Origin of the sequence: Desulfolutivibrio sulfodismutans DSM 3696, assembly GCF_013376455.1 — a bacterium.
GTDB lineage: Bacteria > Desulfobacterota > Desulfovibrionia > Desulfovibrionales > Desulfovibrionaceae > Desulfolutivibrio > Desulfolutivibrio sulfodismutans.
Genome location: NZ_CP045504.1, coordinates 139,244 through 152,356, shown reverse-complemented (window position 1 = coordinate 152,356; position 13,113 = coordinate 139,244). Strand labels below are relative to the sequence as shown.

Here is a 13,113-nt window from a genome sequence, read left to right as displayed (position 1 = left end):
GGCTCCCTAAATCGCCGCAGCAGCGTCCGGATCGGCCACGCCCAGGATCTCCGCCTCCGCGTCGGCGGCGTCGGCGGGCAGGCAGGCCTTGGCCAGCTTGGCCAAAACGCCCTTGGGCCCAAGCTCCACAAAGGAGCGTATCCCCGCCCGCCACATGGCGTCCATGGTCTGGAGCCAGCGTACCTGGGAGGTCATCTGGCGCTCCATGAGCCCCTTGATGATCCCCGGATCAGTTTCGGCGGCGCCCGTGACGTTCATGTAGACCGGAAAGGCCGGGGCCCGCCAGGACATCCCCTGCATGGCCCGCACCAGCTTCCTGGCCGGGGCGTCCATCATGGGGCTGTGGAAGGCCCCGGACACGGCCAGGGGGATGGCCCGGCCCTTTAGCTCCTTGGCCAGGGCGGCGGCGGCCTCCACGGCCTTGGCGTGGCCGCTGACGACAAACTGCCCGGGGGAGTTGTAGTTGGCCACCAAAAGGATCTCGCCGGTTGCGGCGGCGGCCTTGGCCACGATCTCCTCGACCTGCTCCAGGCCAAGCTTGAGCATGGCCGCCATCTTGCCGTCCGGGCCGCCCTCTTCGGCCATGAGCCGCCCACGCAGGCTGACCAGGGACAGGGCCTCTGCGGGCTCAAGCACGCCCGCACTGGTCAGGGCTGCGTATTCGCCCAGGCTGTGCCCGGCGGCGGCGGCCGGAGAGAGCCTTTTTTTGAGATGATACCACAACCCCAGGTTTACGGCGACCATGGCCGGCTGGAGATTTTTCGTATCGGACATGGCGGCGTCGTCGCCGTCCCAGTAGATTTCCCGAAGGGGCAGGCCGCTTTGCTTCTCGGCCAGGGTCCACAGTTCCGTGGCCTCGGAGGACACTTCGGCCAGGGCCTTGCCCATGCCTTTTTCCTGGGAACCCTGTCCCGGGAACAGGATCGCACGGCTTATGGGGGTTGCCATCGCGTCGCACACTCCTTACAGGTCGTTGTCGTTTACCATGATGGGTTCGGCGCGATTGGTAGTTGATGACGCCCCGTTGTGCAAGCCCTATCGAACCCCCGTATCCGGATCGATCCATGCCCAAGATTTCCATTTTGTCCCTGTCCAAGTCCTATGGCGGCCGCGACGTGCTGCGCGATTTCTGCCTGGAAATCGACGCCGGAACGCGCCTGGCGGTGGTCGGCCGCAACGGCGCAGGCAAATCCACCCTGTTGCGGCTTTTGGCCGGACAGGACGAACCCGACGCCGGGCGCGTGGCCTACCCCCCCGGGGCCCGGGTGGGATACGTGGCCCAGGAGTTGGACGGAACGGACCTGCAGACGCCGCTTCTGTCCTTTGTCATGGCCGCCCTGCCCTCCTGGGGATCGTTTTGGCGGGACTGGGACCAGGCCGCGAAAAACGGCGACGAAAACGCCTTAAAGGAACTGTCCGCGCGCCAGACCCGGCTCGAACACGAACTGGGCTACAACCCCGAGCACCGGGCCAAGGCCATCCTTTCGGGGCTTGGCTTCGACGACCGGCAGTGGGGCCGTGAGCTTTCGGCCTTAAGCGGCGGCTGGCGGGAACGGGCCAAGCTGGCCCGGGTTCTGGCCGCCGGGGCGGACATCCTGCTTCTGGACGAGCCCACCAACCACCTGGACCTGGAGGCCGTGGAGTGGCTTGAGAACTATCTTCTGGCCTACGAAGGGGTGCTGGTCTTCGTGGCCCACGACCGGGTGTTTTTGGACCGGGTGGCCACCAAGACGCTTTTTCTGGGCGAGGCCAAACCCGTGGTGCGGCCCGGATCGTTTTCGGACTTTCTGGCCTGGCGCGAAGAACTGGACTCCCGGCTCGGCAAGCAGGCCCAGAACATCGACGACAAGATCAAGCGCCAGATGGCCAACATCGACCGCTTCCGCTTCAAGTCCTCCAAGGCCAGACAGGCCCAGAGCAAGCTCAAAAGCGTGACCCGCCTGGAAAAGGAGCTGGAAGGCCTGCGGGACGCCCGGCCCGAGTCCGGCGGCCCCACCCTGTCCTTTACGCTCCCCGAACCCGAACGCGGGGACAAGACCGTGGTCTCGGCGGCCGACGTGACCTTCAGCTTCCCCGGCCGCGCGCCCCTGTGGGAGGCGCTGACCTTCCATATCTACCGGGGCCAGAAAATCGCCCTGGCCGGTCCCAACGGCTCGGGCAAGACCACGCTCCTCAAGCTGGTCACCGGAAATCTCGCCCCCCACTCCGGCCGGGTGCGGGTGGGAACGGGCATCAAGATCGGGTATTACAGCCAGCACCAGACCGAACTTCTCAACCCGGACCAGACGGTCATCTTCGAGATGAAGCGGATGGCCGGTCCCAGGGCCTCCCACCAGGAGGTTTGCAGCATCCTGGGGCTTTTCCTTCTGGGCGAGGGCTACTTCGAGCGGCCCGTGGCGCAGCTCAGCGGCGGCGAGAAAAGCCGCCTGCTCCTGGCCGGGCTTTTCGCGGCCCGGGCCAATTTCCTGGTGCTCGACGAGCCCACCAACCACCTGGACCTGGAGAGCCGCGAGGCCCTGACCCGGGCGCTTATCGACTATTCCGGGACCATCCTTCTGGTGGCCCACGACCGGCGGCTTCTGGCCGAGGTGGCGGACGAGGTATGGTCCGTGGGGCACGGCGGCATCACCGTGCATCTGGGCGGCTTTGAGGAATACGACCGGATGCTTCGCGAGACGGCCAAGGCGGCCGCCGCCCAGGACCAGGAGGTCAAGACCAGCCGCAAGGACGACAAGGAACGCAAGCGACGTCTGGCCGAGGAGCGAAACGCCGTCTACCGGGAGCTCAAACCCAAGAAAGAGGCCTATGCGTCCCTGGAGACCGAGCTTGAGGCGGCGCTCGACGAACAGCACCGGGTGGAAGCCGCCATGGCCGACCCGGCCACCTATGCGGATCGCGGGCTCTTTTCGGAACTGTCCAAAAAATATCACGAACTGGGCGAAGCGGCGGAAAATCTCTTGACCCGCATGGGGAAACTGGAGGAAGAAATTGAGTCTCTCGAAGCCCGCCGGGCCGCCATCGCCGAGCAGTAGGGCCGTGCCGTGAAGCCCCCCGCCCCGTGCCTCGACGTCGTTGCGGCCATCCTGTGGCGCGGCGGCCGGTTTCTGGCCGTGCGCCGCCCGCCGGGCAAGCCCATGGCCGGGATGTGGGAATTTCCCGGGGGCAAGCTGGAGCCGGGCGAGACCCCGGTGGACGCGCTGGTGCGGGAGATTCGCGAGGAACTCGGGGTGATCCCCTGTTGCCCGGTTTTTTGGAAGGAAACGACCCACGCCTATCCGAACCTGCGTGTGCGGCTGGTGTTTTTTCATGTCCGGGAGTTTGTTGGCGATCCCGCCCCCATGGAAGGACAGAAACTGGCCTGGCTGACCCCGGACGAGGCCGTGGCCTATCCGTTTCTCGAAGCCGACACGGACATCGTGCGCGAACTCGGGCGCGGCGTTTCGTAAGCCCGGAACGACTGACCGACGTCTGGCGGCAGGCATCTGCGGCGGTGTCCATGACCCCATGATGACAAGGAAGAGTATGAAGATTATTGATCTGATAGGAAGCGGAAAACCCTTTGTCTCCCTCGAATTCTTCCCCCCCAAGGAAAAAAGCGCCTGGCCGGGATTTTTCGACGTGGTCAACTGGCTTACGCCCACCAATCCCCTGTTCGTGTCCGTGACCTACGGCGCGGGCGGCGGCACCCAGGCCAACACCCTGGAGATCGTCTCCCGCATGAAGAAGGAATACGGCCTGGAGCCCATGGCCCACCTGACCTGCGTGGGGGCCAGCGAGAAAAACATCCGGGCCTTCCTGGACTCCCTGGTGGACAGCGGCGTGGAAAACGTGCTGGCCCTTCGCGGCGACCCGCCCAAGGGCCAGGCCGATTTCGTGCCCGACTCGGAGCAGTTCCGGCACGCCTCGGATCTGGTGGCGTTCATCCGGGCCGAATATCCCTCGCTGTGCATCGGCGTGGCCGCCTATCCCGAGATGCATCCCCAGGCCGAGTCCCCGGAAAAGGATCTGGAATACCTTGGGCGCAAGGTGGACGCGGGCGGCGACTTCATCGTGACCCAGCTTTTTTTTGACAACCGGCTGTATTTCGACTTCGTGGCCAGGGCCCGGGCCGCGGGCATCGCCGTGCCCATGCTGCCCGGCGTGCTGCCGGTCATCAGCCTGGCCGGGGCCAAACGCATGCTGGCCTTTTGCGGGGCGTCCATGCCGCCGGACTACATGGCCGCGCTGGAGGCGGCCGACGCCTCAGGCGACAGCCAGGCCGTGGCCGAACTCGGCGTGGCCTACGCCACGGCCCAGGCCCGGGAACTCATCGCCGGGGGCGCCCCCGGGGTGCATCTGTATACCTTGAACAAGGCCGAGGCCTGTCTGAAGATCATCGGCGGACTTGGCCTCCCGTCGTAACCGTTGTCGTCATCGGGACGCCACGAACGTCCCGTACATCGTAAACCCCGTCGTGATGGAGGATGGTATGGGAAGGGGCGATCTGGTCGTGGCCGTGTGCGGCGCCACGGGTGCTGTGGGCAGGGAGATGCTCAAGACGCTTGAGCAACGCGATTTTCCGGCAACGACCGTACGGGCCTTCGCGTCGGCCCGGTCGGCGGGAACCACCGTCCCCTTCAAGGACGGCGAACTGGTGGTCGAGGAACTGACCGAAGATTCCTTCAAGGGCATCCATCTGGCCCTTTTTTCCGCCGGCGGCGCGACCTCGAAAAAATTCGCCCCCCACGCGGCCAAGGCCGGATGCATCGTGGTGGACAATTCCAGCGCCTGGCGCATGGACCCCGAGGTGCCGCTGGTCGTGCCCGAGGTCAATCCGGACGACGTGGCCTGGCACAAAAACATCATCGCCAACCCCAACTGCTCCACCATCCAGATGGTGGTGGTCTTAAAGCCCCTGCACGATGCAGCCAAAATCAAGCGGGTCATTGTCTCGACCTATCAGGCCGTGTCCGGCACCGGGCAAAAGGCCATCACCGAGCTTGAGACCCAGGTGCGCCAGCTTTTCAACATGCAGGAACCCGAGGCCAAGGTGTATCCGTATCAGATCGCCTTCAACTGCCTGCCCCAGATCGATGTCTTTTCCGAAGGCGACTACACCTTCGAAGAGATCAAGATGATCAAGGAAACGGCCAAGATCATGGGCGACGAATCCATCAAGGTCACGGCCACCACGGTGCGCGTGCCGGTTTTTTACGGCCACAGCGAATCCGTGAACATCGAGACCGAGGAAAAGCTGACGGCTGCCCAGGCCCGGGCCATCCTGGCCCAGGCCCCGGGAATCACGGTGTACGACAACCCCTCGGAGAAGTTCTATCCCATGCCGCTTCTGGCGGCCGGAGAGGATGAGGTTTTCGTAGGGCGCATCCGCGAGGACCAAACCATCGACAACGGCCTCAACCTGTGGATCGTGGCCGACAACATCCGCAAAGGGGCGGCCTTAAACGCCGTTCAGATCGCCGAACTGCTGCTGACGCGCGGCATGCTCGGCTGATAGCGGCCAGGGCAGGCCGCAAAAGGGACGGAAACAGGCCATGTGGTGCGGGGCGCGGACGTTCGCGGCGCCCCGCGCCGTTGCCGTCCCGGGGATGAAACGCGACGGAACCGACAAGGAGTGTGTGTCGATGTCCGCGAAAAAAACCGATGGCCTGCTGGTGTTGGCTGACCGCACGGATCTGTACGCCAGGGAAATGAACCGGCTGGAGATGCCGGTGACCATCGCCGCAAGCGTGCCGGAATTTTTGGAGCGGTTGTCCGGGAGCCCCCGGCAGGGTTTGGTGCTGGACATTCAAAAGGTCATGCGCTCCCCCCGGGCCGAGAGGGATCGGTTGTTCCGGGTCAGCGAATCCTACCCCATTCTGCGCACCAAGGTGGACCGGTCGGGCAAAAACATCCTTTTCCTGGATGATGTCGATTGCTTCCTGCACAATTGCGGCACGTTCTGCCCCGAGCGCAAGCGCTGCACCCTGCGCTACCCGGTCAAACTCAACGCCTTCGTGACCCGCGAGGACGATCCGGCCATGCTGGACGCCACCCGGGCGAACATCCTCAACATCTCCCAAAGCGGCTGCTTCGTCCTGACCCTTGAGGATTTTTCAGCCTCGCGCTTTGTGCATGTCCGGATCGTGGAACTGACGGACCCTACCCCGATCTTCGGGCTGGTGCGCTGGTGGCGGCCCTGGGGAGAACCCGGGATGCTGCCGGGGCTCGGGGTTGTGTTCATGGACGTCAAACCCGGGCATCTGGCCGAGATCGACGACATGTGCCTGGACGGCGCCGGGGTCGAGGAGTGCGACGAGGACGGCGAAGCCGCCGACTGCCAGGAGCGTCCGGCCTGAGGCGGCGCATGAGACAGCCGCCGGAAAGCCGCTCGCGCACGGTGCGGGCCGCAACGAGATGCCTCCTCAGGCGGCCTTGATCCCGGCCAAAAGCCACATGGCCCCGGGCGTGGATTCGTCCCGGACAAAGGTCCAGGTCTCCCGCTCCCGGTCGTCCCCGGACTGGCCCGGCATCTTGGCCAGCACCTCGTAGAGGGTCTCAATCCTTGTGGTGTTTCCTTCCTTGACGCGGGTCGCGATCCCGGCGTCGACCAAAAGCAGCTGGGACGTCTTCCCGCCCGTTTGCGCGGCGCGCGCCGTCGCCATCCGGGCCAGCTCGCCCATGAACTCCGGGGCCACGAACGGGGCCATCCCGGACACGTCGCCCTTCTCCATGGCCTCGCGGACCCGGGCATAGACCGCCTTGGCCCCGGCCACAAACTCCTCGTCCTCGCTGTGGAAGGCCGGTTGCGCTCCGGCCGGGGCCGGTTTTCCGGCCGACGGCGCGGAACGCAGTCCGCCCCAGGCCGCCTCGGCCGCCTGATAGGCGCGTTCCAGGCCCGGCTCCCGGCCCTCCGGGCCAGGGCCATGGGACGTCCCCGGGCCGTAGCCCTCCTTTGGAGGGGCCGACGGCTGCGGGTCGGACGAGGCGGGATCATGGCCGTTGGTCGAAGGACCGGAGGGCGTCCGCCCCCCGGCAGGGGACGGCGTGGGCCGTGCGGCCCTGTCCGGTCCCGTGGACGGCGTGCGCCTGCCCGCAAAAAAACGGAACAGCATAAAGACCACAAGCCCGATGATCACGATGTCGGCCAACCTGGGGCCGGTGAAAGGCTCCCCCAAAAACAGGGCGTTTATGAGCCCGCCGCCGAACATTCCCGAGGATTCGTCCGAGGGCAGGCCCTCGGCGTTTGCGGCAGCCAGGGCCGTGGCGGCCAGGGCCGGGAAAAACGGCGCGGCTGCGCCCAGGGAGAACGCCCGGAGGCGACGATACGCGGCATGGGGCATGGGGGAGTCCTTTTTTGCGCTTTTTTGCCAGTGTACCTGCGGAGTGCGCCCTGTCAACACGGGCCTTGTCGCGCTGTCGCGCAACGGGCCTTCGAGCGCCGCGTGCGGACGCCCCCCCTGTGGCTCCAGGCTCGGCCGGACGGCCCCCCTTGCCTCCTGCCCGGGCATCGGGTATCCCCCCTCTCCCATGACCACCCCAGGCACATTCACCATCACCGCCCGCGACGGCGCCGCCCGCCGCGCGTCGCTGGCCACCGCGCACGGCGTGGTGCAGACCCCGGCGTTCATGCCCGTGGGCACCCAGGGCACCGTCAAAAGCCTGTGCCCGCGCGACCTGCGCGAGATCGGCACGCAGATCCTTCTGGGCAACACCTACCATCTCTATTTGCGCCCCGGCGACGAGCTCATCGCAAGGCTTGGCGGCCTGCACCGGTTCATGGCCTGGGACGGCCCCATCCTGACCGACAGCGGCGGCTTCCAGGTCTTCAGCCTGGCGGGCCTGCGCCGCCTGACCCCGGACGGCGTGGAGTTCGCCTCGCATATCGACGGCTCCAGGCACTTTTTCAGCCCCGAGAAAGTCGTCTCCATCCAGCAGAACCTCGGATCGGACATCATGATGGTGCTCGACGAGTGCGTGCCCTACGGCGCGGACTTCGACTACACCAAAAAATCCCTGGCCCTGACCACGGCCTGGGCCCAACGCTGCCGCGAGGCGCACCCGCCCCTGCACCGTGGCCAGCTCCTTTTCGGCATCGTGCAGGGCGGATTTTATCCGGAACTGCGGGCCGAAAGCGCGGCCCAGATCACTTCCCTTGGCTTCGACGGCCACGCCCTGGGCGGGGTCAGCGTGGGCGAGCCGCGCCCGGAAATGCACGCCATCATCCATTCCTCCGTGCCCCACCTGCCCGACAACAAGCCGCGCTACCTCATGGGCGTGGGCGCGCCCCAGGACATCCTGGCCGGGGTGGCCGCCGGGATCGACATGTTCGACTGTGTGCTGGCCACCCGAAACGCCAGAAACGGGACACTTTTCACCTCCACGGGCAAGGTCAACGTCAAAAAGGCCGCCTTCCGCGACGATGACTCCCCCCTGGACCCGGCCTGCTCCTGCTACGCCTGCCGCACCTTTTCCCGGGCCTACCTGCGGCATCTCTACATCGCCAAGGAACTGCTCTCCTATCGCTTAAACACCATCCATAATCTCACCTTCTTCCTCTCGCTCACAAAGCGCATCCGCGAGGCCATCGAAACCGGCGGCTTCGCCAGCCTCAAGGCCGAAATGGACGCCATCTACCCGCCCGACGCCCCAAGCGGGGAGTAGGGAAAGGGGGAGGCCTCCGGCGGCCAAGGGGGAACCCTTTTTGAAAAAAGGGTTCCCCCTTGGATCCCCCTCCGAAAAACTTTGACGCGCTTCGCGATTCCCTCCCGCCCACCGGGCTGGTATCACTTCCCGCGCACCACCGGGTTTTCCGGCGGCCGCTTCGGCGCGGGGCGAGCCCCGCGCCGAAGCGGCCGCCGGTAACCGGGGGGTCCGGGGGGAATGATTCCCCCCGGGCGGGGTTCGGGGCGGCAGCCTCGACGCCAAGCGGGGCTGCCGCCCCGATTATGGGGGTCTCATGCTGCGCGAGGGTGTGGAGTGGCTGGCCACTCCGGCGGGTTGGGCGGCCCGGGGGCTGGGGCTTGTGGCCGAGACCGTGGCCATGGGCGCGCGGTACAGGCGATGCCGACGGGAGTGGGAGCCTCATTTGCAAAGATGCCGCGAGGCGGTGCTCCGGGCGGCGCAGGGGTGTCCGGGGCGAGGCACGGTTGTGGTCTGCGGCTCAGGGTATTGCCACGATGTGCCGGTGCGGCGCTTGGCGGGGATGTTTGAGCGGGTGGTGCTGGCGGACGCGGTGCATCCGTTGCGGGTGCGGTGGGAGATTCGGGGGCAAGGCAATGTCGGGCTGGTGGAAACGGACCTGACGGGGCTTCTGAAGCAGGCCGGGGCGTGGCGCAAGGGCGTGGACGTGAGGGCGATCAGGCCGGTTGCGCCGGAAGTGCTGGGAAACTGTGCTCCGGTCCTGACGATCTCGGCGAACGTGCTGTCGCAACTGGCCCTGCCGGTCAAGGCGCGGCTGATGAAACTGGGATGTCGCGAGGAAGAGACGACGCAGGTCTGCCGCCGGATCGTGGCGGCGCATGTGGACTGGCTTGGCGGGTTGCCGGGCGTACGATGCCTGGTCACGGATACGGTGAGTCGGGATGTGGACGAGAACGGGATTTTGGAGGAGACGGATCTGCTCTACGGGATCAGTCTGCCGCCTGGAGGCGAGACGTGGACATGGTCCCTGGCCCCGCGTCCCGAGGTCTCCCGGCGCTTCGACAGGATACGGCAGGTAGCGGCAGTGACCTGGCCTGCCCGGCCTCTCCCATGACGGACGGCCGCGAACATCACGCCCGGGACGCCGGGCGTCAATTGCTTCTGGTCAAGGCGTCGGCGCGATCCTCCAAGGCCCGGGCCGAAAGCTCCGACGCGGCCATGCGGCCGTAGAGGGTATTCGGCATGGCGTCCCGCATCTGTTCCAGGGTGGAGCGCCATTTGTCCGTTTCGCCCATTTCGCGGTAGATGGCGGCCATGCGGAAGCGGTTGGCGGCGAAGTCCGGGCCGTTTTCGGGCAGGGTCTTGCCATACTGCTCGGCATAGTCCAGGGCCTGGGGGTACTGGCCGAGGCTTTTGGCGGCGTCCACCAGCATGTTCAGGCAATCCACGATCTTGTCCTGATCGAGGTTGTTTTCCCGCAACAGGGCCATGGCCTCCTGGGCGAACACCAGGGTCTTTTCCGGATCGTTTTTGGCCTTGGCCTCCTTGGCCTGATAATACATGGCGATGGCCCGGCGCGGGGCAGGCAGGCTGAAATCCGCGGCCAGCCTGGCCCACAGGGGGCGGCTGCGGGCCGTGTCCCCCAGATGCTCCAAGGCCTGGGCGGCGGAGTATTCCAGGCGCTGGCGCTGGTCCATGGTGAACTTCCAGTCGCGTACCTTGTCCAGCAGGCTTAAAATCTCCCGCCAGGCACTGCCTTCCTGATAGATGTGCAGGGCCAGAAGCAGGGCATTGACCCCGGGCTCGGTCTGCGTCGGCTGCACAAAAGGCAGCGCCAGCCGCAGGCTCTCCCCGGGATTTCCGGTGCGCAGAAAACTCAGGGCCGCAGCCAGTTGCCCCTTGTCGGAAATGATGGAGCGGTGCTTTTCCAGGAGGGGGTGTTCCCGCCACAACTCCGCAATCTGGACATATTGCTGGTTGCGCAGCATGGGTTCGACCATGCGGTCAAAGGCCGTGGCCGCCACCTCTCCGGCCCGCTGCGACAGGGGATTGTTCGGAAACATCTTCTCAAAGGTCGTCGCCGACTCCAGGGCCTGGAGGTGGCGATCCTTGTACAACTGCCACATGGCCAGTTTGAGCTGGGCCAGCGGGGCCAGGGGGCTTTGGGGATGGTCACGCACGATCTGAGAGTAGATGGCCTCGGGTCCGCCCTGTACGGGCTTGTCGAAGGCCGAAAACATGTCGCTTATGCTCGGGTCGTCATACACGCCGCGCTCGGCCAGTCGCATCTTGGAGATCAGGCCGCCCTCCTTGTCCGGGAACCGGGACACGTCCAGCTCATAAAATTCCGTGGCCTCCCTGGCCTTGCCCAGGTGGGAGGCGATGTCGCCAAGCCGGGCCAGGACCAGGTCCGATCCTTCGGAGTTGGGATCGATGTTGTAGGAGGTCAGATAATAGTCCTTCGACTTCTTGAAGTCGCCAAGCCGATACGTGATCTCCCCATTGATACGCAGGAGTGGCGGAAATTCCGTATAGTATCTGGGCCAGCGTTTTTCGATGTAGTCCGCAATCTGCCATGCCTCCTTGTATTGCCCAAGACGCACCAGGGACTTAGCCATGCCCATGGACGCCTCGCGTACATATCTGCTTTCCGGATAACGCTGGATGAGTTCCTGATATTCCTTGGCCGCCTTCTGATAGTCGCCCTTTTCAAAATAATGCTCGCCCCAGTAGAAATGGATCAGGGGGATGTTTTCGTCGTTGGGATAGCGCTTGCGTAGGATGCTGAAATAGGCCGTGGCCTCGGGGATGTTTCCGGCCTTGAGGTTGAGCATGCCGAGCACCAAAAGGGCCCCGGGGATGTGGCTCGATTTGGCGTTGTAGTTCAGGGCCTCCTGAAAGGCCCCCTGGATGGCGTCGAAATGGGCCAGGGGATCTTTTTTGTTGATGTCGTAGAGGGTTTCGGCCCGGGCGTAGAGGGTTTCCTCGCGCTGTTCGGGGGTCAGCGTGTTGCGCTCCTTGAGCACCGTAAGCATCGCCAGGGCCTCTTCGTTTTCCCCGACGAGCCGCTTGGCCTGGGCAGCCATAAGCATGCCGTCGTTCTCGGATTCGGCCTGGGCCTGCTCGAGGGGCGGCTCCTCCTCAGTCGGTTCCGTGGCCGGTTCCGTGGCCGGTTGCCCGGGTTCTCCGGAGGCCGGGGAACCGACAGGCGCGGCCGGTGCGGCCTGCTCGGGCACTGGTGCGGACGGACTTGGTGCAGCCGGTTCGGGAGCGGCGGCGGGTACGGTCGGCGGCGGCAAGGGCTCCCCAGGCGTTCCCGGCGGCGGCGCGTCGCGGGAAACCTTGGAACGCACGGCCTGGGGGCCTGAAAAAACCGGCGCCACCGGCGCGGCGGCAATGGGCGGCGAGGGCGGGGTCACCCGGGCCTTGAGCTCTCCCTCCCGGCTCTCCAGCCCCGGCGGCAGGGGAGGCAGCCCGGAGGTGCGGCCGGACGTGTCTCCGGATGGCGTCTGGGGTGGCGCGGCAAGCGGCGGCGCAGTCGGGGCGGCGGGGACAGCCGGGGGCGGCGTGGTCGGCTGGCCGGTCGCGGGTTGTTTTGCGTCCGCAGACGCATCCTTCCGGGATGGCGGGGATGACGGGGATGGCGGGGGGATCGACCCTTCGGGCCGAAGCACAGCCGCCTCGGTGGGCCCGGCCCGTTCGACACCGGCCCGCAGGGAATGGGGGACGGAAAAAAATGGCTCCCGGGATGGGTCTGCGGCGACCGGCGGTGCGGCGGGGGGTGCGACCGGGGCCGAAACAGCTCCCCCCCTTTCCGCTTGCGGCGGCGGGACCGGCCCGGCCGACGGTTTGGGAGCAGGGCCGGCCACCGGGACGGCCGGTTCGGGCTGGGTCAGGGGCGGCAGGTCCACGGGGCGTTTCTCCCCCGGCGGCATCCCCTTGGGCGCGGGATTTTTGTCTCCGGCCGGGGCGGCCTGGGGCGGCGGGCCGGGCGCCGGATCGGAGGCGGCCGGGGTCTTCTGGCCCGGGGCCGGGCCCGGCGGAGTCCATTTGGCCCCTTGCGGATCACGGTAAATTTGGAGCTTGAGCCCCCCCTCGCCTGCCGGCCAGCCGACAAACCCCACGGCATTGGAACGCAGCAGCACGGCCAACCCGCCGGGGATGGGCCGCACGCCTTCGATGAACCGGGACTGGCTGAAATCCAGGGTCGCGGGAGGGGCGGCCACCCCTTCGGCCCCGGGCGGAAAGATCAGGCTGATCTCCTTGACCCCGGTGCGGGTCACGGTGGGATAGCCAACCTGGGGAGGAAAGCCCACCGACAGGGTGTCCATGTCCGACTTGGTGGTGAAGGAATAGGTGGCGGCCCAGACAGGCCGGGTTGGCGCGGCCAGAAGGGCCGCAAGGAGCAGAAGCCGGAGGGAGCCGGCGAAAAAGCGTGTGATCACGGGGCGCATCATGCAAGGACCATGCTAATAGCCACGCTTTGGGGCCATG

General features: G+C 66.2%; 10 protein-coding genes. 7 read left to right on the top strand and 3 right to left on the bottom strand.

What is annotated here, in order from left to right:
• Positions 1-6: 6 nt before the first annotated feature.
• Positions 7-948 (bottom strand): ACP S-malonyltransferase, encoded by a 942-nt coding sequence (locus tag GD606_RS00640; RefSeq protein ID WP_163303599.1) that lies wholly within the window; start codon positions 946-948, stop codon positions 7-9.
• Positions 949-1,064: 116 nt separating this feature from the next.
• On the opposite strand from GD606_RS00640, the gene GD606_RS00635 reads away from it, so the two are divergent.
• The 5 genes from GD606_RS00635 (at position 1,065) to GD606_RS00615 (ending at position 6,335) form a co-directional block, all read left to right on the top strand.
• Entirely contained in the window at positions 1,065-3,032 is a 1,968-nt protein-coding gene (locus GD606_RS00635) for an ABC-F family ATP-binding cassette domain-containing protein (protein WP_163303598.1), read from the top strand.
• 9 nt (positions 3,033-3,041) lie between these two features.
• Positions 3,042-3,446 (top strand): (deoxy)nucleoside triphosphate pyrophosphohydrolase, encoded by a 405-nt coding sequence (locus GD606_RS00630; RefSeq protein WP_163303597.1) that lies wholly within the window; start codon positions 3,042-3,044, stop codon positions 3,444-3,446.
• A gap of 76 nt (positions 3,447-3,522) precedes the next feature.
• Positions 3,523-4,401, top strand: a complete 879-nt coding sequence (gene metF / locus GD606_RS00625; RefSeq protein ID WP_163303596.1) for a methylenetetrahydrofolate reductase [NAD(P)H] — start codon at positions 3,523-3,525, stop codon at positions 4,399-4,401.
• Between the two features lie 67 nt (positions 4,402-4,468).
• On the top strand, positions 4,469-5,491 hold the full coding sequence (locus GD606_RS00620; RefSeq protein WP_163303595.1) for an aspartate-semialdehyde dehydrogenase: 1,023 nt from the start codon (positions 4,469-4,471) through the stop codon (positions 5,489-5,491).
• A 130-nt stretch (positions 5,492-5,621) separates the two neighbouring features.
• Positions 5,622-6,335 carry a PilZ domain-containing protein gene (locus GD606_RS00615; RefSeq protein ID WP_163303594.1) on the top strand — a complete coding sequence of 238 codons (714 nt, stop codon included), beginning with the start codon at positions 5,622-5,624 and terminating at the stop codon, positions 6,333-6,335.
• A gap of 66 nt (positions 6,336-6,401) precedes the next feature.
• Here GD606_RS00615 and GD606_RS00610 read toward each other — a convergent pair whose 3' ends face one another.
• Positions 6,402-7,319: a hypothetical protein gene (locus tag GD606_RS00610; protein ID WP_163303593.1), complete on the bottom strand. Its 918-nt coding sequence runs from the start codon at positions 7,317-7,319 to the stop codon at positions 6,402-6,404.
• A 187-nt stretch (positions 7,320-7,506) separates the two neighbouring features.
• On the opposite strand from GD606_RS00610, the gene tgt reads away from it, so the two are divergent.
• Both tgt and GD606_RS00600 read left to right on the top strand, forming a co-directional pair.
• Positions 7,507-8,640 carry a tRNA guanosine(34) transglycosylase Tgt gene (gene tgt, locus GD606_RS00605; RefSeq protein ID WP_163303592.1) on the top strand — a complete coding sequence of 378 codons (1,134 nt, stop codon included), beginning with the start codon at positions 7,507-7,509 and terminating at the stop codon, positions 8,638-8,640.
• A 295-nt stretch (positions 8,641-8,935) separates the two neighbouring features.
• Complete coding sequence (locus GD606_RS00600; protein ID WP_163304007.1) at positions 8,936-9,733, top strand: hypothetical protein; 798 nt, start codon at positions 8,936-8,938, stop codon at positions 9,731-9,733.
• A 37-nt stretch (positions 9,734-9,770) separates the two neighbouring features.
• On the opposite strand, the gene GD606_RS20695 is transcribed toward GD606_RS00600, so the two are convergent.
• Positions 9,771-13,076, bottom strand: a complete 3,306-nt coding sequence (locus GD606_RS20695; protein WP_176629174.1) for a tetratricopeptide repeat protein — start codon at positions 13,074-13,076, stop codon at positions 9,771-9,773.
• Positions 13,077-13,113 lie beyond the last annotated feature (37 nt).